This is a genomic window from Camelimonas lactis (assembly GCF_004342915.1).
Classification (GTDB): Bacteria; Pseudomonadota; Alphaproteobacteria; order Rhizobiales; family Beijerinckiaceae; genus Camelimonas; species Camelimonas lactis.
The window spans coordinates 1-22,515 of the sequence record NZ_SLWL01000017.1 but is presented as its reverse complement, the minus strand read 5'-3'; the positions used below and the strand labels follow the sequence as shown (position 1 = coordinate 22,515).

Below are 22,515 nucleotides of genomic sequence, written 5' to 3'. Positions count from 1 at the left end.
CCTGTCAGGCGGCGCTATAAAGAACAAATGGAGAACAATATCGCCTCATGCCTGACCGGGACAGAGCCGCTGGACGGAGGCCCCTCCGCGCGCCCGTCTCCGCTGCCGCTGCGGGCCGGAAGCGACAGGCGCCCCCATGCGGCGCGCGCCGGGGCGCTGGCCCGGCTGAAAGCGGACCTGGCCCTGCGCGTCGCCGCAACGCCTTGCGGCGGAGCGGATGTCGACGCGCGCCAGAACCATCCGCCAGCAAAAACCGGCGCCCTGTTCCCACCTGACCAGGCCGCGGGCGCTTCCATCTCCCGGCGCGACGGCCATCCGGCCTGGCTGGCCCCCGGCGCCCTGCACGACCTGTTCGCTGGCGTCGCCGATGGCCCCGCCGCCCATGGCTTCGCCACCGGCCACGCCATCCGCATCGCGGCGGGGCGGCCCGTGGTCTGGGCGTTTCACGACATGGCCGGCCGCGAACTCGGCCGCCCCCATGGCGAGGGCCTCGCCGATCTCGGCCTTGACCCCGACGCCCTGCTGCTGGTCCGCGCCCGCACGGTTCCCGAACTGCTGGGCGCCGCCGAGGAAGCCGCCCGCTACAACGCCGTCGGCGTGGTTATCATCAGCGCCTGGGGCGCGGCGAAAGCGTTTGATCTCACCGCCAGCCGCCGCCTCGCCCTCGTCGCGGCGCGCAGCGGCGTCGCCATTCTGGCCGTGCGGATCGCCGCCGACCCGGCGCCTGGCGCGGCCTGGAGCCGCTGGACGGTGCGGGCGGCCGCCTCGCGCCTGCTGGAGGGCGACGCCCCCGGCCACCCCGCCTTCTCCGTCACCCTGCTGCGCCATCGCGGCGGCGCAGCCCCCGCCACATGGATACTGGAGTGGGACCGTGCGCAACGAACGTTTCGCGAAGGCGCCTCCGGGTGAGGCCGCCGCCGCCTATTGGGCGAAAGATACGGCGAACCAGAACGTCGGGGCGCTGTTCCAGGGGGCGGACGCCGCCTTGCCGCATGGAGCGCGCCCTCCCCGGCGCCGCTATCTGGCGTTGTGGTTCCCGTTCCTGCCGGCCGACCGCCTGCGCCGCCAGGCCGGAAGCGCCGCCACCAACGACGGCGGCAAGATTGCGAATGGCGACAAAAACCGCCAGGGCGCGCCGCCGCTGGTCTTCGTTGCGCCGGTCAGGGGCGCCATGCGTCTTGTCGCCGTTTCGCCCGAAGCGCTGGCCGCCGGCCTGCGACCACAGATGACGCTGGCGGACGCCCGCGCCCTGGCGCCCGCCCTGTGGGTCGTTCCGGCGCGGCCGGACCTGGACGACGCCTTCCTGACCCGCCTGCGCGACGATTTCGAGCGCTTCACCCCGTTGCTCGCCATCGATCCGCCGCACGGCCTGGTGCTGGATATCACCGGCTGCGCCCATCTGGCGGGCGGCGAGGCGCCCATGGCCGCCCGGGTGCGCCAGCGCGCCCACGCCGCCGGCCTGCACGTGCATTGCGCCCTGGCGGCGACGCCCCAGGCCGCCCGGGCCCTGGCCAGGTTCACCCTCGCGGCCAGGGAGGCGCCGCTGATCGTGCCGGAAGGCGGCGACCGCGCCGCAACCGCCCGCCTGCCCGTCGCCGCGCTGGAACTGTCCGAAGGGCGCCACAGGACGTTGCAGCGCGCCGGGCTGAAGCGGCTCGCCGATATCATCGATCGCGACAGCGTCAGTCTCGCCTCCCGCTTCGGCGCCGCGTTCCCGGCCCGGCTGGCCCGCATCACCGGCGCCGAGGACATCCGCATCACGCCGGAACGGCCGGCGCCGCCCTGCGTCATCGACCGCATCCTGCCTGAGCCTGTCGCCCGCGAGGAGCACGTGGAGGCGCTGCTCGCCGGCCTGCTGCGGGATGCGGCGCAACGCCTCGAACAGGCCGGGCAAGGCGGCCTGCGCTTCACCGCCCTCTTCTACCGGACGGATGGCGTCAAACGCGCCGTCACCGTATCCGTCAGCCAGCCGACGCGCGATCCGGCGCTCGTCGGCCTGCTGCTGCGCGAACGGCTGGGCGCCCTGGACGACCCGCTGGACCCGGGTTTCGGTTTCGACCAGATCCGCCTCTGTGTCGGCGAAACCGCGCCCCTGGCCGCCATGCAGTCAGGCTTGCCCGCAAATATATTGCCGGCAACACATATACTGGAAGCCGGCCAGGAAGATATCAGCCGCCTCGCTGACAGGCTGGCGGCGCGGCTGGGCCCGGAAGCCGTGCTGAAACTGTGCCCGCGCGGCTCACATCTGCCAGAACGCGCCGCCGTGTTGCGCCCGGCGCGCCTGGCCAGCGCCGGCGTCGGCTGGCGCGACCTTGCGCCGGAAGACCCGCCAGCGCGGCCGCTGCACCTGTTCCGCACGCCGCAACCGGTGGAGGCCATGGACGCGGCGCCGGACGGCTATCCGCTGCGCTTTCGCTGGCGGCGCATGATGCACGACGTGGCGGCGGCGGAAGGGCCGGAACGGCTGTCGCCCGAATGGTGGCGGACATTGCCGGCAGCGGCCGCCACGCCACCCGACGACGCGCCCGCCGATGACGCCCACCCTCTTCGCGCCACGCGCGATTACTACCGGGTTGAGGATCGTGAGGGGCGCCGATTCTGGCTGTTCCGTCCCGGAGACGCCGGCGCGACGGCGGCGCGCTGGTTCATCCATGGCCTGTTCCCATGAGCAACGCCGCCCAGAACCCTGTCCCCGCCTACGCCGAGCTGGCGGCGACCAGCAATTTCTCGTTCCTGCGCGGCGCTTCGCATCCCCGCGATCTGGTGCTGGCCGCCATCATGCAGGGCCATTGTGGCCTTGGCCTCGCCGACCGCAACACCGTCGCCGGCGTGGTGCGCGCCTGGAGCGCGCTCCGGTCGCTACGTGAGGAAGGCCTCGACGCCGCCGGCGCCTCCGAAGACCTGCCCCGGGACCCGCTTCTGGCGGCCGAAATCCGCCATCGCGCCGCCGCCTTCCATCTCATCACCGGCGCCCGGCTGGCCTTCAGCGACGGCGCGCCGGATGTGCTGGTCTATCCGGAAAATCTGGCTGGCTGGAGCCGCCTGACCCGGCTGCTGACCCAGGGCTCCCGGCGGGCCCGCAAGGGCGCCTGCGACCTGACCCTGGATGACCTGCTGGCGGATGTGCGCTGCCTGCAACTGATTGTCATGCCCCCGGCGCGGCTGGCGGAACTGGAGCAGCCGCTGCAACGGATCGCCGGCGCCGCGCCCGGGGCCGTGTGGCTGGGCGCCAGCATGTGGCGGCGCGGTGATGACCGGCGCCGGCTGTTCCGCCTGCGCGACATGGCGGCGCGCGCCGGCGCCCGGCTGCTGGCGGTCAACGACGTGCTGTATCACGCGCCAGGCCAGCGCGACCTGCATGACGTCATCACCTGCATCCGCGAGAAAACCACTGTCGCGGCGGCGGGCCGGCTGCTGGAGGCCAACGCCGAGCGTTGGCTGAAGGCGCCGGACGCCATGGCCCGCCTGTTTCGCGACGCTCCCGAAGCCATCGCCGCCACCGGCGACCTCCTGCAACGCATCAATTTCGACCTGTCGCAGATCGCCTACCAATATCCCGACGAACCTGTTCCAGAAGGCCATGATCCGCAGGGCTGGCTGGAACATCTGGTATGGGACAAGGTGAAAACACGTTATCCGCAGGGCGTCCCGGAAAAGGTGCAACGCCTGCTGGATGAGGAACTGGCGTTGATCCGCCAGCTTGGCTTCGCCACCTATTTCCTCACCGTTCATGACATCGTGCAGGAGGCGCGGCGGCGCGACATTCTCTGTCAGGGGCGCGGTTCGGCCGCCAATTCCGCCGTCTGTTACGTGCTCGGCATTACCAGCGTTGACCCGGACAAGCACGAACTGCTGTTTGCCCGCTTCCTGTCCACCGATCGCGGCGAGCCGCCAGACATCGACGTCGACTTCGAGCATGAGCGCCGCGAAGAGATCATCCAGTATATTTATGGGCGCTATGGCCGCCACCGCGCCGGCATCGCCGCCACCGTCATCCGCTACCGGCCACGCAGCGCCATTCGTGAGGTCGGCAAGGCGCTGGGGCTGACGGAGGACGTCACCGCCCGCATCGCCGGCAGCCAGTGGGGCAGTTATGGCGAGGATATTCCTGACAGCCACATCGCCCAGGCCGGCCTCGACGCCGGCAACCCCGCCATCCGCCGCGCCGTGGCGCTGGCGTCGCGGCTGATCGGCTTTCCCCGGCACCTGTCGCAGCACGTCGGCGGCTTCATCCTGACCCGCGGCCGGCTGGATGATCTGGCGCCCATCGGCAACGCCGCCATGGCCGACCGCACCTTCATTGAATGGGACAAGGACGACATCGACGCCCTGCGTCTGCTCAAGGTCGACGTGCTGGCGCTCGGCATGCTCACCTGCATCCGCAAGGCCTTTGACCTGATCCGCCAGCACACGGGCGCGGCGCATGATCTGGCCAGCGTCGCCCTGACCAGCGAGCAGGAAGAAAACAGTTCGCCTGTCTACGCCATGCTGCAAACCGGCGATTCCATCGGCGTCTTCCAGGTGGAGAGCCGGGCGCAGATCAACATGCTGCCGCGCCTGAAGCCAAAAGAGTTTTACGATCTGGTGATTCAGGTGGCGATCGTCCGCCCCGGCCCGATCCAGGGCGACATGGTGCATCCTTATCTGCGCCGGCGGGCCGGCGTCGAAAAGGTTGAATATCCTTCGCCGCGTCCGCCGCACCCGCCGAACGAGTTGCGGAGCGTTCTGGGCCGGACAAAAGGCGTGCCGCTGTTTCAGGAGCAGGCCATGCAGGTCGCCATGGTCGCCGCCGGCTTCAGCGGCGCAGAGGCCAACGGCCTGCGCAAGGCCATGGGCACGTTTCGCGGCGACGGCACGCTGCACCGTTATGAAGACATGATGGTCAATGGCATGGTCGAACGTGGCTACGACCGGAATTTCGCCGAGCGCTGCTTCGCCCAGATCAAGGGGTTCGGCTCCTATGGCTTTCCCGAAAGCCACGCCGCCGCCTTCGCCCTGCTGGTCTACGTGTCAGCCTGGCTCAAATGCTATCATCCGGCCGCTTTCGCCTGCGCGCTGCTTAACAGCCAGCCCATGGGCTTCTATGGCCCGGCGCAGATTATTGGCAATGCGAAGGACAATGGCGTCACGGTTCTGGCGGTCGATGTGGCGCACAGCCACTGGGACAACACTCTGGAGTCCACCGAAAACGGCCTCGCCCTGCGCCTCGGCTTTCGCCAGATCGACGGTTTCCGCCAGGAATGGGCCGACGCCATCGTCAGCTTCCAGGCTGAACAGAACGCCATCGCCAGCGGCGCGGGCGCCGTCCAGACAGGGCCCACGCGCCAGCGCAGCAATAATCCGCCGCCAGACATGCAGATGCTCCAGCAGCGCGCGCCCCTGCCCCGCCGGGCCATCCTGCGTCTTGCTGAGGCCGACGCCTTCCGCTCCATGGGGCTGGACCGGCGCGCCGCCCTGTGGGCGGCGCAGCGCCTGCCCGACGATGCCCCGCTCCCCCTGTTCCTCGCCACGGCGACGCCGGAGCAGGCGGAAGAGGTCAACCAGCGCCTGCCGGAGATGACGCTGGGCGAACACGTCGCCGCCGACTACCAGACCCTGCGGCTGTCGCTGAAGGGCCATCCCATGCAGATCCTGCGCCCACTGCTGCCAGGCGCGCTGACCTGCGCCCAATGCAACGAAAGCCGTCAGGGCGCCTGGGCGCGCGTCACCGGCGTGGTGCTGGTGCGCCAGCGCCCCGGAACCGGAAACGCCATCTTCATCACCCTGGAAGACGAAACCGGCGTCATCAACGCCGTGCTCTGGGCCCGCATGTTCGCGCGGTTTCGCCGCGCGGTCATGGGCGCGCGGATCATGGAAATCACCGGCGTGATTGAGCGCAGCCCGGAAAACGTGGTGCATCTGATGGCGAAGCACATCATCGACAAAAGCGACCTGCTCGAACGTCTCAACGGCGACATCCGGACAGGCGGCCAGGACGCTGCGCCGGCGCACCGTCATCCACGAGACGTGAGGATACTGCCCGGTTCGCGGGATTTTCACTGAAGCTTGCGCTGAACCGCCGCAAGGCGGGCCCAGTCGGCCCCGGACGGGAGCGCCACCGCCTGCCAACGCCGCAGCGGCGCTCCCCGTGGGATCGGCGCCAGCTACTGGACGCCGCCGATGCAAAGGTATTTTGTTTCGAGGAACTCCTCGATGCCGTACCTGGACCCCTCGCGGCCGAGCCCCGAGAGCTTCACGCCGCCAAACGGCGCCTCGGCGGTCGAGATCAATCCGGTATTGACGCCGACCATGCCGTATTCGAGCGCCTCCGCCACCCGGAACACCTTCGCGATGTCCCGCGCATAGAAATAGGACGCCAGGCCGAACTCGGTCGCATTGGCCTGCCTGATGACATCCGCTTCTCCGCCAAACCGGAAAAGCGGCGCGACCGGACCAAACGTTTCCTCGCGGGCGACCAGCATGTCTTCGGTGACGCCGGTAAGAACAGTCGGCTCGTAAAATGTTCCGCCCAGCTTGTGGCGCGCGCCCCCCGTTTCGAGCTTCGCGCCCTTTGAAACCGCGTCGCCCACATGCTCCTCGACCTTGGCGAGCGCCGCCGCGTCAATCAGCGGCCCCAGATCGACGCCTTCATCGAAGCCATTGCCGGTTTTGAGGTTGCTGACGGCAGCGCGAAGTTTGCCGGCGAAGGCCTCATAGACGCCGTCTTCGACATAGATGCGATTGGCGCACACACAGGTCTGACCGTTGTTCCGGAATTTTGCGATCAGCGCTCCTTCGACCGCAGCGTCCAGATCGGCGTCGTTGAACACGATGAAAGGGGCGTTCCCCCCGAGCTCCAGCCCCAGCTTCTTGATGGTCGGCGCGCTCTGCCTGTAAAGCTCGGCGCCGATCTCGGTGGACCCGGTGAATGTGAGCTTGCGCACCAGGGCGTTCCCGGTCATTTCGGCGCCGATCGCCTGGGCGGAGCCCGTCAACACGCTGAACAGCCCTTCGGGCAGCCCCGCCATCTCCCCCAGCACGGCCAGGGCAATGGCCGAGAACGGCGTCTGTGACGCGGGCTTCAGCACCATGGCGCACCCAGCCGCCAGGGCCGGTCCAGCCTTGCGGGTGATCATCGCGTTGGGGAAATTCCAGGGCGTGATCGCCGCAACCACGCCGATCGGCTGTTTCAGCACGATGATACGCTTGTCGCGTTGATGGCCGGGAATGACATCCCCGTACACGCGCCGCGCCTCCTCCGAGAACCATTCGATGAAGCTTGCGCCATAAACGATCTCGCCAATCGCCTCCTTGAGCGGCTTGCCCTGTTCGGCGGTCAGGATGCGGCCCAGGTCCTCCTTGTTCGCGACCATCAGATCGAACCAGCGGCGCAGGATCTGTGACCGTTCCGCCGCCGTGCGCGCCGCCCAGCCGGCCTGCGCCGCCTGGGCGGCCTCGATCGCGGCGCGGGCTTCCGTCGCGCCAAGCTTCGGCACGCGGCCGATGATCTCGCCGGTCGCCGGGTTGCGCACGTCTATCGCGTCGGGACCTGGCGCGACCCAGTTTCCCGCGACCAACGCCGCCTGCCTGAACAGGCGATTGTCTTTCAGATGAGGAATCATGTTTCTGCCCTTCGTTCGCACTGACGCCAGCCATGATATGCCTTGTTGCCCCCGCGCAAAGCCGCGCCGGCCCGGCGACAGGAGCCAGCGGGATCAGTAGGCGCGCTCGTAAATTGTCAGGATGTCGCCCTCGTCCAGCCGCACGGGATTGTTCTGCAACAGACGGGTCTGTTTGATGGCGTCGCGCGCAAGAGCCGGCAAACTGTCAGCCGGCACCCCGACGTCCCGGAGGCGGCGCGGCGCCCCGGACCCGTTCACCAGGACAAGCAGCCGGGATATGAAGGCCCGCGCGTCCACATCGGCGTGGCCGCTCCGGCTCACGCCGAGCACATCTCCCAGCTCCGCGTAAAGCTGCGCAGCCCCGGACACATTGAATTCCAGCACCGGTCCCAGCATCAGCGCATTCGAGAGCCCGTGCGGGATATGGAACTGGCCGCCCAATGGGTAGGCCAGGGCGTGCACCGCCGCGACCGGCGCATTGGCGAAGGACTGCCCGGCGAACATCGCCCCGAGCAACATGGCTTCGCGCGCCGCGATGTTGTTTCCATCCGCGCACACCGCCAGCAGGTTCGACGAGAGCAGCCGCAGCGCTTCGCGCGCCAGCATGTCCGAAATGGGGTTTTTCAGGTGGACCGATGTGTAGGCTTCGATGGCGTGCACCATCGCATCGATGCCAGTCGCCGCCGTATGGAGCTTTGGCAGCCCAAGCGTCAGCCTGGCGTCAAGCAGCACGCGATCGGCGTAAAGCTGGTCGGCGACGATCCCCATTTTGGTATTCTCGCCCGTGGTCAGGATCGAGATGCCGGTGACTTCGGACCCCGTGCCGGCGGTGGTGGGAATCTGGATTAACGGCAGGCGATCGCCTTGCAGGTTGCCAATCCCGTAGGCGGCGGCGATCTCCTGGCTGGACTTCGCCAGCGCCGCGACGACCTTGGCCACATCCATCGATGAGCCGCCGCCGACGCCGATGATGACGCCGGCCTGTTCCGCCACCGCCAGATCGCGGCAGGCGCGCACGATCTCTTCCGCGGGGTCGGCCTCGACTGAATCAAAAACGGCGACTGGATAACCGCTTCTGCGCAGGGAGGCCTTCAAGCCGTCGATCAGGCCGGACTGGTGCAAAAAATGGTCCGTGACCACCAGCGCCTTCGTGGCAGGTAACCAGTCGGCCAGTCTCTCGCCAAAGCGGTCAACGCCGCCAAATTCGACATGGATATTCGATACAGTCTTGAAATCGAAAGCTTTCAAGGCAATTCTCCCCAGTCAAAACAGATGTAGAACCACCGGAGTTCCTGAATTCCGGGTGGTCATTTGACATTTGCGCATTATCTTCCCGGCGCCGGCGCGAAAAGTTGCAGCGCCGCCGCGCCGGCGTCCGTCATGACGCGGCGGGTCCATGGAGGCGTTTCATTTGGCTACGTCCTGCTCCCACTATTTCCGCGAGACGTTGCGAGGCGCCGAACGACTTGGCTTCAATGGCGGCGATTTTCTGCAGCGCGTGGGTCTGGATGCGGCCAGCGTGCATGATCCCGCCTGGCGCGGCCCGTCCGAAAAGCTGGCGGAGCTTGTCCAGCTTGTCTGGCTGATTCTGGATGACGAGTTCATGGGCTTTACGCTGCAAAGGTGTAAACCCGGCGTCTTTGCGATGATGTGCAACCTTGTCATCCACGAGGAAACGATTGCGGCGGCGATCCGTAAAGGCGTGCTGTTCTACAGCCTCTTCACCGATGAAATGGAGATGCGTTTCTCCGATACGGGCGGCGTTTACGTTCTTGAGGTGACGTTCCATCATCCGGAGTACGATCCGAACAACTATTTTCTCGAATTCTGGCTTTCGATCTGGTATCGCGCCGTGTGCTGGATGGCGGGTCGAACGATCCCGCTGAAATACGTCGATTTCAACTATCCAAAACCGGTGGGCCGCGCCGAGGAGCTTCGCTATATGTTTCCCGGCGTCCAGCGGTTCTCGCAATCCAGGACCCGCCTGGTGTTCGGCGAAGACCTGGCCAGCGTCCCGAACCGTCGCACCCGGGCCGAACTCAAGGCCATGCTCGATCGGGCGCCGCTGGTTTTCATGGTCGTTCCGGCAAACGTCGAAAGTATTTCCAGGCGATTGCATAACGATATCCTCGCCGCCAGCGCCGGGGGAGCGTCGTTTCCGCAGCTGGAGCACTTCGCTGGGGCTTATGGCATGAGCGCTCAGACCTTGCGCCGGCGCCTCAAGCAGGAGGGAACGAGTTTCCGGCGCGTCATTGAAGGAATTCGCAGGGATCTTGCCCTGCGGAGTTTGCTTAAAACCAGACAAAGCGTATCGGCCATCGCGGAGCGCCTCGGCTATTCGGAAACACGCGCCTTCACCCGGGCGTTCATCCAGTGGACAGGCATGACGCCAAGAAACTACCGCAAGGAAGTCCTCGGGCAGTTCAGCGAGGGCGAGCGAGACCAGGCCTCCCGTCACCATGGGACATCCCAGCCGTAGCTCTTGCGCATGATGTCGGCCGCCCCGGCCGGCGGGATGCCCGTTTCCCTGCAGACCAGCCGCATGTAGCTGTCCCGGTCGGCCTGCAGCCTGCCGGTGAGCGCGGCGACGTCCGGCCCGCCTGGAGCCGCGCGCTGGTCCTGGCGCATGTCGGCGCGGTCGATGAACCGCTCCCGTCCGCGCGCCCTGAGGTCATCCAGCCGGGCCACCGCCCCTGGCGCGACCAGACGCAGCGGATCGGCAGGGGACAGCCGGGCGCAAAGCGCGAGAAGCAGCAGCTTCAGCGTCGCATGCCCGATCAGATCGGCCGCGCCGAAGAGCCCCGTGCGCGGCAGCCCGAGCGACCTGGCCCCCGCCCTGTCGATCGCGGCCGGATCGGGGCCGCCTTGGGTGAGAAGCGCCAGGCCGCTGGCCATCAGGAACAGCCCGAGCCGGTTGGCGATGAAACCGGGATTGTCGGACACCTCCACGACAGTCCGTCCCATGTGATGTTCAAGCGTATGACGCAGCTGGTCAGAAAGCAGCGGCTTCAGGCGCAGGTCCGGCTCCGATGCGGCGACCAGCTCCACCAGCGGGCAATGGGTCAATGGAAAGAAAAAATGTGCGACGGCGTACCGGTTGCCAAAGTCTGGAGGCAGGCCGGCAAGCAGTTCATGGCGCGTGATGACCGACGCATCTGAAGTCACTAGCCCCGTCGCCCCATGCGCGCAATGCCGCAGGACAGCCCGCTTTTGCTCCAGCGCATGCCCCGCCATCTCAATAACCCAATCGGCGCCGGCCAGCCGGGTCGGGAGATCGGGATCATCCGGCGCGACGCGCTGGATTCGCGGCTGCCCCGGAAGGCTGCAAACGAGAAGATCGGACAGCTGCGTCGCGAACCGGTCGTCGCCGACAATAACGACGCTTTTCATGCCTGCGCTCCCAGGGCGGCGAGGATACGGGAGGCCAGGTTCGCCCGGTCGGCGGCGTCCCGCATGAGCGTGTCGCCGACGACAACGCGGACGCCAGCCGGCGCCGCGATCCGGTCGCTGTCGGTGAAGAACAGATCGACGAGATCGCCGTAATGCCGGAGCACGCCGGCGTCGCCCGGCGGCAATCCCAGATCGCGCTGGAGCCGTTCAACAGGCCCCTTGACGGCGGCTCCGTTGACATAGGGCGACACCACCGCGACCGGGACGTTGCGCGCAGCGATCCGCTCGCGCAACCGGCCGGTCGCCAGCATCGGCCCGATGCTGAGGAACGGGTTGGACGGCGCGATGATGATTCCGGCCAGTTCAGGCCTGGCGAGCGCCGCCTCCAGACCGGCGGAGAGTATCGTCCCGGCCTGCCCGCCGTAGCGGACGCCGCGGACATGAACGTCAGCCCGATGTTTGACAAAATAATCCTGAAACGACAGGTCGCCGTCATCCGTCACGATGGTCGTCGGCGTGGCCTCGTCCGTCACCGGCGCCGGCGCATGACGGACGCCCAGCCCGGCCGCGATCCGCGCCATTGCCTGTGACAGGTTGCGCCCGGACGCCAGAAGCGCGTTTCTGTAGAGGTGCAGCGCGATGTCCCTGTCGCCCAGCTGGAACCATGACGGCGCCCCGAGGGCCTGGAGCGTCTGGTGAGCGTTCCAGCTTTCGTCCTCCCGGCCCCATCCGCGTTCGCCGCTGACCAGCCCCGCCAGCATGTAAAGCACGGTGTCGAGATCGGGGCAGATACGCAAACCCAGGTGGTCGAAGTCGTCGCCCGTATTGACGACAAGCGTCAGCTCGTCCGGATCAAGGCGCCTGGCCAGTCCATCTGCGAGCCTGGAGCCGCCGACGCCCCCGCACAGGGCGATAAAGTGCTGTTTCATTTGAAAAGATCGCTTGCTGTTGGCCGCACCAGGTTGCGGGCGGTCTGGTCGCTTTCATCCCACGCGACGCCGCGGACGATGACCACGGGTTTTCCCTCGTCGGCCTGTCCCATCACCAGGGACGCCGCCGCGGCGATCTCGTCGGCAAAGGCCAGTTCGGAGGTTTCGAGACGGCGGCCGAAGAGGTCCGGGCGGCCACGCAGGTCCTGAAGCGCCTGAAGCCCGGAAGACCCGATGGTGGTCCCGCAGGCGCCGTTGCGCCACGCCCGGCCGAAGCTGTCGATGATCAGCACGGCCAGTCTCCGTCCCGTCGCGGCCTGCAGCTTTCGCCGCAGCTCCGCCGCGCTCCGGTCGGGGTCTTCCGGCAACAGCAGCACCCGTTCCGCCGCGCCTTGCGCCAGATTGGACTGGTCGATCCCGGCGTTCGCCATGACGTAGCCGAGCCTGTGCCGCACGATGATGACGCCCGGCGCGACGCGCATGACGCAGCGGCTTTCCGCGAGGATCAGTTCGACGAGGCGCGGATCCTTGCGGGCGATGGCGGCCAGCCGCGCGGCTTCGGCCGATGGAACGACGTCCCGCAGCTGGAGGTAGCGCCCCTCGGATTTGGAGATGATCTTCTGGGCCAGCACGACGATGTCGCCATCGCGCAGACCCGCCTCGCCGGCCGCGGCCAGGATTTGGCCGTCCAGCCTGTCCCCCGGCTCGACGCGGGGAAAATCCGGTAACGGCATGAGGGTGACGTTCGCCATCCTAGACCCCCAGATACGCTTCCTGCACCCGGGGATCGGCGAGCAGGTCTTTCGCCGGCCCCGCCATGGCAATCCGGCCGCGATCGATGACGTAGCCGCGGTCAGCCGACCGCAGCACCGCCTGGACGTTCTGTTCGACAACCAGAATCGTCGTGCCGGCGTCGCGGATCGTGCGCATGATCTCCATGACCTGCTTCGCGAGAAGCGGGGCAAGGCCCATGGTTGGTTCGTCGAGCAGAAGGACGCGGGGATCGGACATGAGCGCGCGCCCCATGGCCAGCATTTGCTGCTGCCCACCGGAAAGGGAGCCGGCCGCGCGTTTCCGGAATTCGCCCAGGATCGGAAACATCTCGTAGACGCGGGAGCGGTTTCTCTCGATCCTGCTCCGGGACACCCAGGCGCCGAGCGCGAGATTGTCTTCCACCGGGAGCGGCGCGAATATCTGCCGCCCTTCCGGGACCTGCGCCAGCCCCTGCGCGACGCGCCGGGCCGGCGGATCGTTGTGGATTTTGACGCCGGCCAGCGTAATCGTGCCGGCGGTTATCGGCTGAATGCCGGAAATCGCCCGCATCAGCGTGGTCTTTCCCGCGCCATTGGCGCCAACCAGCGCAACGATCTCCCCCTGGCCAACCTCAAGGGAGACGTCGTGCAGAACCTCGATGCGGCCGTAGCGGCTGCGCAGCTTCCCGATCTCAAGCATCGGCAGCCTCCGTCACTCCCAGATAGGCCTCGATGACAGCCGCGTTGCGGCGGATTTCCTCCGGCGTTCCCACCGCCAGGGTTCGCCCCTGGTTGAGCACGTGCACGCGGTCGGCCAGCCCCATGACCATGTGCATGTCGTGCTCGACAAGGACGACCGTCACGCCCATGCGGGCGACGTCGCGGATCACCGCGTCCACCTCGGCGGTCTCGGTCGCATTGCATCCGGCGACAGGTTCATCGAGCATCAGCACGCGCGGTTGCGTGGCGAGGGCGCGGGCGATTTCCAGCCGCTTGACGACGCCATAGGACTGGGCGCCCGCCATCTGGTCCGCCAGATCGGCGATGCCGACCTGGTCGAGATGCGCCAGCGCCTGCCGGCGGGTCGCGGCGTTCTGGGCCTTCACCGACCGCAAGCCGAGCATATGCGCCAGAATACCGCCCTTCTCGTGGATGCGGGCCCCGGCCATGACATTCTCGACCACGGTCATGTGCTCGAAAATCTGCAGGTTCTGGAAGGTGCGCGTCATGCCCCGGCGCGCGCGTTCGAACGGCTTCAGGGATGAGATGTCCGCCCCGTCCAGAAAGACGCTGCCGCCCGTCGGGACATAGAGGCCAGAGACACAGTTGAAGAGCGTTGTCTTGCCGGCCCCGTTGGGGCCGATGAGTGCGTAAATCTCGCCTTCCGCGACGGAAAAGCTGACGCCGTCGAGCGCAACCACCCCACCGAAACGGATGCCAAGCTGTTCGACTTTCAGCACGACGAGGCCCTCCGCGAACGCAGCCAGCCGGCGAGGCTCGGCGCAATGCCTTTGGGCAGCAGGACCATGATGATCACCAGGATGAGCCCCAGGATGGCCTGCTCGTATTCGTGGAAAACAGTCAGAAACTGCGGCAGCACCACGAAGATCGCCGCGCCGATGATGCTGCCGATGGCGGAGCCCAGGCCGCCGACGACGGTCATGGTCACGAATTCGATCGAGCGGAGGATGCCCGCCGATTGCGGCGTGATGTAACGGTCGAACATGACGAAGCAGCACCCCGCCAATGTCGTGAAAACCGCCGAGATGACGAAGGCGCGCAGCTTCGCCTGCGCAACATCGATGCCGAGCACGCCGGCCGCGATTTCGCTGTCGTGAATGGCCCGCATCTCGCGCCCTGTCGGGCTGTCAAGCAGACTGGCGAGCAGGTACATCGCCAGAACGAGGACGCCGCCGCAGATCCAGTACCAGCTCCATCTCGGCGTCATGCCGAAGAGCCGGACGGCGGCCATGTCCAGGGCCATTCCATCCGGGCCGCCGGTGATGTGCACCGCGTTCGTCAGCACCATCGCGAATATCGATCCGAACGCCAGGGTGGCCATCGCCAGATGGTAACCGCGTAACTTGAGGATCGGCCGGCCGATGATCCACGCGATGACGCCGGCGGCCGGCAGGGACATGGCCGTCAGCAGCCACGGCGAAAGCCCGTAGCGCGCGGCGCCGATCGCGACCGTGTAGGCGCCGAGCCCGAAGAAGGCGCCGTGCCCGAGACTGATCTGTCCGGCGTAGCCCATGAGCAGGTTCTTCCCCAGGACCACGGTCGAAAAGATAAACAGCAGGGTCGCCATGCGAACCTGAAAATTTGTGAGCGGAAGGCAGGAGATGAGCACGATGGACGCAGCGATGATGACGGGCGGCGCATAAGGAGAAGCAAGTTTATTGCGCATGTCAGACCCTTTCTACCGATCGCGAGGCAAAAATACCTTGGGGGAACAGCGCGAACACCAGCAGAAGAACAACCAGGGCGAGGGCGTCCTTGTAGACGGACGACAGGAAGCCGGCGCCGAACGCCTCCAGCAGGCCCACCAGCAGACCGCCGATGACTGGCCCATAGGGCTTGCCGACGCCGCCGAGCATGGCGCCCGTGAAGCCCTTGATGGCGAGCATGACGCCGGTGTCGTAACTCGTCAGCGTGATCGGCGTCGCGAGGATGCCGCCAAGCGATCCGATCAGCGCCGACAGCGCGAAGCAGAGGCTGATAACCGCGACCCGGTTGATGCCCACAAGCTGCGCCCCCACGGTATTCGCCGCGACCGCGACGATCGCCTTGCCGGTGAGCGCGCGGGAGAGAAATATCCCCATGGCGGAGACGATCAGGAACGCGCCGGCGACGATCGCCACCGCCTGGACCTGGATCACCACGCCGCCGATGCGCCACACGTCCCAGGGCAAAAGCTGGGGTAGCCTGACAAAGTCCTTGCCGAGGATCGCGGAAGCGAGGCCACGCGCCAGCAGCGACGCGCCGATCGTCAGGATCAGCAGCTGGATCGGCGAGGCGGAGCGGGCCGGATTGATGCCGAGCAGGAAGAGCGCGAGGCCGAAGATCACGGTGATCACGCAGGCCAGCAGCGCCGCGACCGGATAGGACAGGCCATAGCTGGCCATGGCGATTCCGGCCAGCATTCCTCCCAGCATGAAGAATTCGCCTTGCGCGAAGTTGAAGATGCCGGACGCGCGATAGATAAGCGTAAAACCGACCGCCACGAGGGCATAGATCGCTCCGACCGTCAGGCCTGAAACGATCAGCTGTAAGATCGTCACCATCATAAATCCTGCCAGAGATGGGCGGGGCCGATACCGGGCAAACGCGCCCGCATGCCGTGTGCTGTCACCTGCCCGCAGCAGGCGCCCATTGACCGCCCCTGATCGTCAGCATTGCAAAGCTGCCGAGGTCGATGCCGAGGTGATCGGCCGGCGTCATGTGGATCGGCCCGACCGTGCCGACGAAGCCGTCGGTGGCCTCAAGCGCGTCGCGAACCTTTTGCGGCTCCGCGCTCTTCGCCCGTTTCATCGCATCGACGAGCAGCAGCAGGCCGTCATGGGCGTAGCCGCCAAAGGCGTCCGGCTGCCGCTTCGTCGCCGCGACATAGTCGTCACGATATTTCACGAGAACCTTCTTCTGCGGATCGCTGTCGGCCAGGGTGTCGGCCACCAGCAGCAGCGGCGCGGGAATGCGGATTCCGTCGCCATCCTTGCCCACCGCCTCGAGGTAGCCGAGCGTCGCGGCCGCGTGGCTCATATAGAGGGTCTGCGTCATGCCGAGCTGCCGGAAGTTGCGGGTGACGATCGCCGGCCCCTGGCCGATATCAGCGTTGATGACGGCCTCAACGCCAGGGATCGCCTTGATGCGATTGAGTTGCGGGGTCATGTCGCTGTCCCGCGGGCCGTAGCTCTCCTGGGCCAGGATGGTGATGGACTTTTTCGGAGCCAGCGCCGCGCACTGTTTCGCCATGGATTTGGCGAAACCGCCCTGCCCCGCGATGAGCGCCGCCCGGCTCAACCCGAGCGCCTTCATGTCATCAAAGATTTTCTCACAGGCCATCAGGTCGGTGTGCGGCGGCTTGAACACCCATTTGCGGACGGGGTCGATGATCTCGACGCCGCCGGAAAAGGACACGAACGGGATCTTCGCGTCTTCAATCACCGGGATGATGGCCATCGAGTTTCCGGTGCCAGAGCCGCCAATGATCGCGGCCACCCCGTCTTCCTCGATCATGCGGACGGCGAAGTTGCGCGAGGCGCTCGCATCCGATGCGTCGTCGTAATAGACGAGATTGATCCGTTCGCCATTGACGCCGCCGGCCGCATTGATCTGCCGGACCAGCATTTCAAGCGTCAGCCGTTGTGGCTCGCCAAGGAATGACGCGGGTCCGGTCGCGGATGTGAAAGCGCCGATCTTGATGTCGGCAAGGGCTGGCAGCGACATGGCGAGCGAAAGGGCGGCCGCGAACGCGGTCCGCGCGAGACCATTCTTCATGGATCCTCTCCCGACAACTTTTATTATTGCGTAATGGGACCGGGATTTTCAGGTTATTCCCAGGTTGATCCCGACATGACTCTCGCTTTTCTGAAGAGAAGGACAATGTCCGCGCCGCTCAGAAAAAGAGACATTTTCGTTCACGGGCCGCTATGCCTCCGGGCGCAGCAGGCCGGCCATGGCCGTGCGCAGCCCCTCCGTCAGCGGCTGGGGCCGGCGCGTCGCCCTGTCGACATAGACGTGGACGAAAAGGCCCTCGGCCGCGGCCAGCTCCCCGTGTTCCGCAAACAACGCGACCCGATAGGTCGCCGAGGTTTGCCCGAGGCTGTCGATGCGCAGTCCGGCCACGATCCTGTGCGGATACGCAAGCTCGGCGTGATAGTCGCAGCGGCTATGGACGACCAGGCCAATACAGTCCTGGCGCAAGGCGTGTTTCCTGCCCACATCGTGGAGCCAGCGGTTCACGACGCTGTCGAACAACGCATAATGCACGGCGTTATTCATGTGCCCGTAGACGTCGTTGTCGTTCCACCGGGTCGTGATGTCTTCAAAATGAAAAAAATCCTGCCGGCGCGACGGGACTGGGCGCCGCCGCGAGGGCGCTTTTGTTGTCGCGTTCATGGCGCCGCCTCCCGCGCGTCCGTCGCCGGGCGCCGGCGGGCGTAGGGGCGGTTGACGACCGGCAGGAGGTCAGGCGCGCCAAACGACGCCTTGGCCCGGTCCGGCGCCTGCCTTTTGTACAGGGTCGTCCGCTGCGCCGGCCGGCGGCCAACCTGCGCGATCAGTTGCTCCATCTGTTCTGGCGTGGATTCCTGACCATGCTGCGCGCCGGCGGCGCGGGTGATGGATTCGTTCATGAGCGTGCCGCCAAGGTCGTTCGCCCCGGCCCTCAGCGCGATCGCGACCCCCTCCGGGCCCAGCTTCACCCATGACGCCTGGATGTTCGGGATCAGCGGATTCAGCGCCAGTCGCGCGACGGCGTGCATGAGGATGGCCTCGCGGAACGTCGGGCCAGGCCGGGCCCCGCCGCGCAGGTAGATCGGGGCTTCCATCGCAACGAAAGGCAGCGGCACGAACTCGGTGACGCCCCCTGTCCGCTCCTGGACATCGCGCAGCAGCAGAAGGTGATGCGCCCAGTGCCGCGGGTGATCGACATGGCCATACATGATCGTCGACGTCGTCTTGAGGCCGACCTCATGCGCCTGCTCGATCGCCGCAACCCATTCGCCGGTCGTGAGTTTGCCCTTGCAGAGGATGTCGCGCACGTCATCGTGCAGCACCTCGGCCGCCGTGCCAGGCAAGGACCCCAGCCCGGCTTGCTTCAGCCGCATCAGATAGTCCCGCAGCGAAAGCCCGAGCGTCGCGGCCCCCTGCGTGACTTCGAGCGGCGAGAAGGCGTGAACATGGATGTCCGGCTGCGCCTGTTTCACCGCGCGCAGGATGTTCAGATAGGTTTCACCCGTATAGTCAGGGCTGATTCCCCCCTGCATGCAGACTTCGGCGGCGCCGCGATCCCAGGCTTCGTTGACCCGTCGGGAGATCTCGGACAGGTCCAGGTCGTAGGGTTTGCCGCGCAGGGCCTCATGCGTCTTGCCCTTCGAGAAAGCGCAGAAGGCGCACGCATAGGCGCAAACATTGGTGTAATTGATATTGCGGACGACCACATAGCTGACCTCGTCGCCCGACTGGCGCCTGCGCAGGGCGTCGGCCGCCTGGCAAACGAACAGCAGGTCGCGGCCGCGAACGCCAAACAGGGCTTCTATCTCTGCTGCCTGCAACCGCTCGCCCGCCATCGCCGCGGTCACGATCCTGGCGATGTCAGACCGCGCTTCGTGCGCCTGGACCGGGTTTTCAAGGCCATCGAAAATTGACGTGTCAGGCGGCGCGAGACCGCCAGCCACCCAGTTGCACTCCCGGGCGTAGCCTTCGGCGTCGGAGCGGGCCAGGACATGGCGCAGCATCTTGCGGTCGATCCACGGCCCGCGGGGATCGATGTAGCGCGGATACACCGTCAGTCGCTGCACGAGCTCCTTGCCGGCGGCCGCGGTTTCCCGCGCCAGCCGCTCCAGCTGCGGCCAGGGCGCTTCGGGATTGACGTGGTCCGGCGTCACTGGCGAAACGCCGCCCCAGTCGTTGACGCCGGCGTCGATAAGGGCGCGGAGGTCGCCATGCGCCAGATTGGGCGGAGCCTGAATGCTCATCGCCGGGCCAAGCACGAGCCGGGCGATGGCGATGGCGCGCTGGAAGCGCTCCGCGTCCGGCTCTGGCGTCCGGGCCATCCTGGTGCCGGCCTTGGCGCGAAAATTCTGGATGATGACTTCCTGGATATTGCCCCAGTCCGCGTGCACCGCACGGATCATGAGCAGGGAATCCACGAATTCTTCGGGCGTCTCGCCGATCCCCACCAGCAACCCGGTGGTCATCGGGATATGCAATCTGCCGGCGTTGACCAGCGTTTCCAGGCGAACCGCCGGAACCTTGTCTGGCGAGCCGAAATGCGGCTGGCCGCGCGTGCAAAGGCGCGCGGATCCGCTTTCCAGCATCAGGCCCATGGACGGCGAGACTTCACGCAGCCGCGCCAGTTCGTCCGGCGTCATGGTGCCGGCGTTGACGTGCGGCAGCATGCCGGTTTCTTCGAGGATTTTCGAACAGACCGCATGGAGGTAGTCGAGGGTGCTGGCGTAGCCCCTGACTTCGAGCCATTCCCTGGCCGCCGCATAACGCAGCTCCGGCTTTTCGCCCAGGGTCAGGAGCGCCTCGTTACAGCCGGCCGCCTGCCCGCGGCGAACGACATCCAGCACCTGCTCCATGGTCATGAACGGAGCGGCGAGCCGGCTGGGCGCCTTGGCGAAGGTGCAATAGTGACAGACGTCCCTGCACAGCTCCGTGAGCGGAATGAAGACCTTGCGGGAGTAGCTCACCCGGTGGCCGAAACCGGCGTCGCGGCAATCCCGGGCCATGCCGAGAAGCGTCGCGGTCGGAAGCGCAAGCAGGTTCAGCGCGGCGGCCCTGTCCGGCAAATCCGGCAAATGCGGACCCGCCGCTGGTTTATGCTTTTCCATGGCTGGAGATCTCCGGTGGTGCCCCTGGACGGGACGACAGGATCGTTCTCACCGCCTGCGCCTGGCCGGCCTGGCCTGCCGCCGTCTGAAAGACCCTGGCGACGTCGGCTGGGGTGTCGAGATCGAGCGCGAATGTTTCGGACGCGAACAACTGGTGCGGCGCCCCTGCCTTCCGCGCCGCCAGCGTATGCGCGCGCGCGCTCCGCGCCCCGTAGAGATAAGGAAAGCGGCCCGCCCCCGTGACCATCCGGACGTTCGTGCCGGCCCCGGCGTGGTCGCTGGCAATGGTGACGCCCGTGGGCCCGAGCGCCGCATGGGCTGCGCGCATCCGCTCGAACTCGGCGGCGCGAAAGAAAGGAAGGTCGGCGCAGACAACCGCGATCCCGTCATCCGCCGGGCCAAGCCAGCCCTCCGCCTCAGCAAGGGCGCCGTTCAGTCCGCCCACGCCCCCGTCCCGGAGACTTTCAATCCCGAGGGACTGTGCGATCTCCACCATTTCCGGCTCGGAAGTGACCACCAGTATCCGGCCGGGCGCCCTGACCTGTGCAAGCTCAACCAGCACGGATCGCGCCATGGCGCGGGCCAGCCGCCGCCGCAGCGCGCCGTCGAGCACCGTGCTGAGACGGCTCTTGGCGTGCGCAAAGGATTTGACCGGAACGATGACGTGCATCACGTCACGCCTGTGATGCGGACGCCGGCCTGGCAGCGGAATTGCCGGTTGATCTGGATCAGCAGCGAGGTCAGGGCTTCCGTCGCCGCCGAATTCGCCAGCGGCCCGGCGTAATAGCCGGTCAGGCCCAGCCTTTCGATCAGCGCGACCACCTCCAGGCACGCGGCCCTGTCGTCGCCGGTCACCAGCACGTCGCAATCGAGCGGCTCCAGCGATTGAAGCTTGTCGGCTGCGACGTTCTGAAATGCCGACACCAGCCTGACGCCTCCGCCGAGCATGGCCTGGGCCGCCACGGCCGCCGACCCGCCTTCCGGCAACTGGACAACACCAACCCTGGGCGGCGCCAGCGGGACCGTGGCGTCGATGACGATCTTGCCTTGCAGGCGCCCGGAGACTTCGGAGAGCAGCGTTTTTTGCTGCGCATAGGGAACCGTGACGAAGACCAGATCGGCCTGCGCCGCGGCGGCGCCATTCTCCGCCGCCTGGATATCGATCGTCGCCGCGCCGCCTTCCGCAAGAATGGCGCGCGCGCGAACGGCCGCCTCCTCCGCCTTCTCCTGACTGCGCGAACCGATAACGACGCGACCGCCAGAACGCGCCAGGCGCAGCGCCAGCCCGAACCCGAGCGCCCCCGTTCCGCCAAGAATGGCGTAGGTCCTGTTCATCTCAATTCTCCATTGCTGGTTAGCCCGCCGCGCGCCGGGGCGCGAAAAAGGCGGCGATCCTGGCTTGCGCCTCGTCCGACATCAGCAGCTCGACGAAGCAGCGTGTCTCAATCCTGGAGATCACGTCCCAGGGCAGATAAAGGCTCTGGGCCGCCACCTCGGCGATCCGGGTCGCGGCAAGATTGCCGTGGTCGCCGGGCGGTCGCGCCCGCTCCACCGCACGCTGCAACGCCGTTCGATCGGCGCCTGAGAGGCTGTGGGCGCCGAACGTCCGGCCAGGAGCATCAAACGGCTGCACGGGCCTGGAGTTCCCCAATATCCACGCGCGGGCGCGGTCCCTGGCCTCCGCCAACGTGTCCGCGCGTTCTTCCACCAGGCCTTCGGCAACGGCCTGCCGCAACGACACGCACCGGCCCTGCAGCAGCCATGGCAGGGCCCTGTCGAACCCCAGCCGGTGCGTCAGGCGGATGACGCCGCCAGCGGCCGGGAGAATGCCGAATTCGATCTCCGGCAGGCCAAGCTGCGCATCGTCGCGATCAAGGGCAATGCGGTGATGGCAGGCAAGGCAAAGCTCGTAGCCGCCGCCCAGCGCCGCGCCGTTCACAACTGCGACCACCGGGGGACCGAGAGTCTCCAGCCGCCGCAGATAGCTTTTAAGCCGCTCGAAATGCGCGAAGATTTCCGCCTCCATCCCCGGCCGGGCCCGGGACATCAGGGCGAGGTCACCGCCCGCGAGAAAGGAGCTCTTGGCGGAGGTGACGATCACGCCGCGGATATTCGCGGCGTCGGCCTCCAGGCGCGCGAGCACGCCAGGCGTCAACATCATGAACGCGTCGTTCATGATGTTGACCTTCCCTGCGGATTCCACGGATGATGGGCATCGATTCCACGCGATCGTGGGCATGGATTCCACGGCATCGTGGGCATCGATTCCACGCCTCGGGCAGCC

At 66.9% G+C, this 22,515-nt stretch carries 19 protein-coding genes; 4 read left to right on the top strand and 15 right to left on the bottom strand.

The window, feature by feature from the left end:
* The first annotated feature begins 27 nt into the window (after positions 1-27).
* The 3 genes from EV666_RS18465 to EV666_RS15495 are packed head-to-tail and all read left to right on the top strand — an operon-like array spanning position 28 to position 6,042.
* Positions 28-909: an ImuA family protein gene (locus EV666_RS18465; RefSeq protein WP_207906429.1), complete on the top strand. Its 882-nt coding sequence runs from the start codon at positions 28-30 to the stop codon at positions 907-909.
* Positions 872-2,668 carry a Y-family DNA polymerase gene (locus tag EV666_RS15500; protein ID WP_245514471.1) on the top strand — a complete coding sequence of 599 codons (1,797 nt, stop codon included), beginning with the start codon at positions 872-874 and terminating at the stop codon, positions 2,666-2,668. The genes EV666_RS18465 and EV666_RS15500 overlap by 38 nt, the downstream gene beginning before the upstream one ends.
* Positions 2,665-6,042, top strand: coding sequence for an error-prone DNA polymerase (locus EV666_RS15495; protein ID WP_132010181.1), 3,378 nt, complete (start codon positions 2,665-2,667; stop codon positions 6,040-6,042). The genes EV666_RS15500 and EV666_RS15495 overlap by 4 nt, the downstream gene beginning before the upstream one ends.
* A 101-nt stretch (positions 6,043-6,143) precedes the next feature.
* On the opposite strand, the gene EV666_RS15490 is transcribed toward EV666_RS15495, so the two are convergent.
* Together EV666_RS15490 and EV666_RS15485 are read right to left on the bottom strand one after the other, a co-directional pair.
* A complete protein-coding gene (locus EV666_RS15490) occupies positions 6,144-7,601 on the bottom strand; it encodes an NAD-dependent succinate-semialdehyde dehydrogenase (RefSeq protein WP_132010179.1) in 1,458 nt (485 codons plus the stop codon).
* A 93-nt stretch (positions 7,602-7,694) separates the two neighbouring features.
* Positions 7,695-8,849 (bottom strand): iron-containing alcohol dehydrogenase, encoded by a 1,155-nt coding sequence (locus EV666_RS15485; protein WP_376884646.1) that lies wholly within the window; start codon positions 8,847-8,849, stop codon positions 7,695-7,697.
* 148 nt (positions 8,850-8,997) lie between these two features.
* Between EV666_RS15485 and EV666_RS15480 the strand changes: the two genes are divergently transcribed.
* Entirely contained in the window at positions 8,998-10,080 is a 1,083-nt protein-coding gene (locus EV666_RS15480) for an AraC family transcriptional regulator (protein WP_132010175.1), read from the top strand.
* Here EV666_RS15480 and EV666_RS15475 read toward each other — a convergent pair.
* The 13 genes from EV666_RS15475 to EV666_RS15415 all read right to left on the bottom strand — a co-directional run bounded on the left by EV666_RS15475 (position 10,056) and on the right by EV666_RS15415 (position 22,407).
* Complete coding sequence (locus EV666_RS15475) at positions 10,056-10,991, bottom strand: 3-hydroxyacyl-CoA dehydrogenase family protein (RefSeq protein WP_132010173.1); 936 nt, start codon at positions 10,989-10,991, stop codon at positions 10,056-10,058. The two genes, EV666_RS15480 and EV666_RS15475, sit on opposite strands and share 25 nt — an antisense overlap.
* Positions 10,988-11,920: a 2-phospho-L-lactate transferase CofD family protein gene (locus EV666_RS15470; RefSeq protein WP_132010171.1), complete on the bottom strand. Its 933-nt coding sequence runs from the start codon at positions 11,918-11,920 to the stop codon at positions 10,988-10,990. The genes EV666_RS15475 and EV666_RS15470 overlap by 4 nt, the downstream gene beginning before the upstream one ends.
* The gene (cofE, locus tag EV666_RS15465) at positions 11,917-12,672 is read right to left on the bottom strand and encodes a coenzyme F420-0:L-glutamate ligase (protein WP_132010169.1); all 756 of its coding nucleotides are present in this window, start codon (positions 12,670-12,672) and stop codon (positions 11,917-11,919) included. Before cofE ends, EV666_RS15470 begins: the two co-directional genes overlap by 4 nt.
* A 1-nt stretch (position 12,673) precedes the next feature.
* Positions 12,674-13,372, bottom strand: a complete 699-nt coding sequence (locus EV666_RS15460) for an ABC transporter ATP-binding protein (RefSeq protein WP_132010167.1) — start codon at positions 13,370-13,372, stop codon at positions 12,674-12,676.
* On the bottom strand, positions 13,365-14,132 hold the full coding sequence (locus EV666_RS15455) for an ABC transporter ATP-binding protein (protein WP_245514470.1): 768 nt from the start codon (positions 14,130-14,132) through the stop codon (positions 13,365-13,367). Before EV666_RS15455 ends, EV666_RS15460 begins: the two co-directional genes overlap by 8 nt.
* The gene (locus EV666_RS15450; protein WP_207906428.1) at positions 14,126-14,980 is read right to left on the bottom strand and encodes a branched-chain amino acid ABC transporter permease; all 855 of its coding nucleotides are present in this window, start codon (positions 14,978-14,980) and stop codon (positions 14,126-14,128) included. Before EV666_RS15450 ends, EV666_RS15455 begins: the two co-directional genes overlap by 7 nt.
* 100 nt (positions 14,981-15,080) lie before the next feature.
* Positions 15,081-15,956, bottom strand: coding sequence for a branched-chain amino acid ABC transporter permease (locus tag EV666_RS15445; protein WP_132010241.1), 876 nt, complete (start codon positions 15,954-15,956; stop codon positions 15,081-15,083).
* A 64-nt stretch (positions 15,957-16,020) separates the two neighbouring features.
* Positions 16,021-17,169: an ABC transporter substrate-binding protein gene (locus tag EV666_RS15440; RefSeq protein WP_132010163.1), complete on the bottom strand. Its 1,149-nt coding sequence runs from the start codon at positions 17,167-17,169 to the stop codon at positions 16,021-16,023.
* 150 nt (positions 17,170-17,319) lie between these two features.
* Positions 17,320-17,790 (bottom strand): acyl-CoA thioesterase, encoded by a 471-nt coding sequence (locus tag EV666_RS15435; protein ID WP_132010161.1) that lies wholly within the window; start codon positions 17,788-17,790, stop codon positions 17,320-17,322.
* Entirely contained in the window at positions 17,787-20,231 is a 2,445-nt protein-coding gene (gene cofH / locus EV666_RS15430) for a 5-amino-6-(D-ribitylamino)uracil--L-tyrosine 4-hydroxyphenyl transferase CofH (protein ID WP_132010158.1), read from the bottom strand. Before cofH ends, EV666_RS15435 begins: the two co-directional genes overlap by 4 nt.
* Positions 20,218-20,901, bottom strand: a complete 684-nt coding sequence (cofC, locus tag EV666_RS15425) for a 2-phospho-L-lactate guanylyltransferase (RefSeq protein ID WP_132010155.1) — start codon at positions 20,899-20,901, stop codon at positions 20,218-20,220. Before cofC ends, cofH begins: the two co-directional genes overlap by 14 nt.
* Entirely contained in the window at positions 20,901-21,566 is a 666-nt protein-coding gene (npdG, locus tag EV666_RS15420) for an NADPH-dependent F420 reductase (RefSeq protein ID WP_132010152.1), read from the bottom strand. The genes cofC and npdG overlap by 1 nt, the downstream gene beginning before the upstream one ends.
* A 19-nt stretch (positions 21,567-21,585) precedes the next feature.
* Positions 21,586-22,407, bottom strand: coding sequence for an enoyl-CoA hydratase/isomerase family protein (locus EV666_RS15415; RefSeq protein WP_165910042.1), 822 nt, complete (start codon positions 22,405-22,407; stop codon positions 21,586-21,588).
* Between the last annotated feature and the right edge of the window lie 108 nt (positions 22,408-22,515).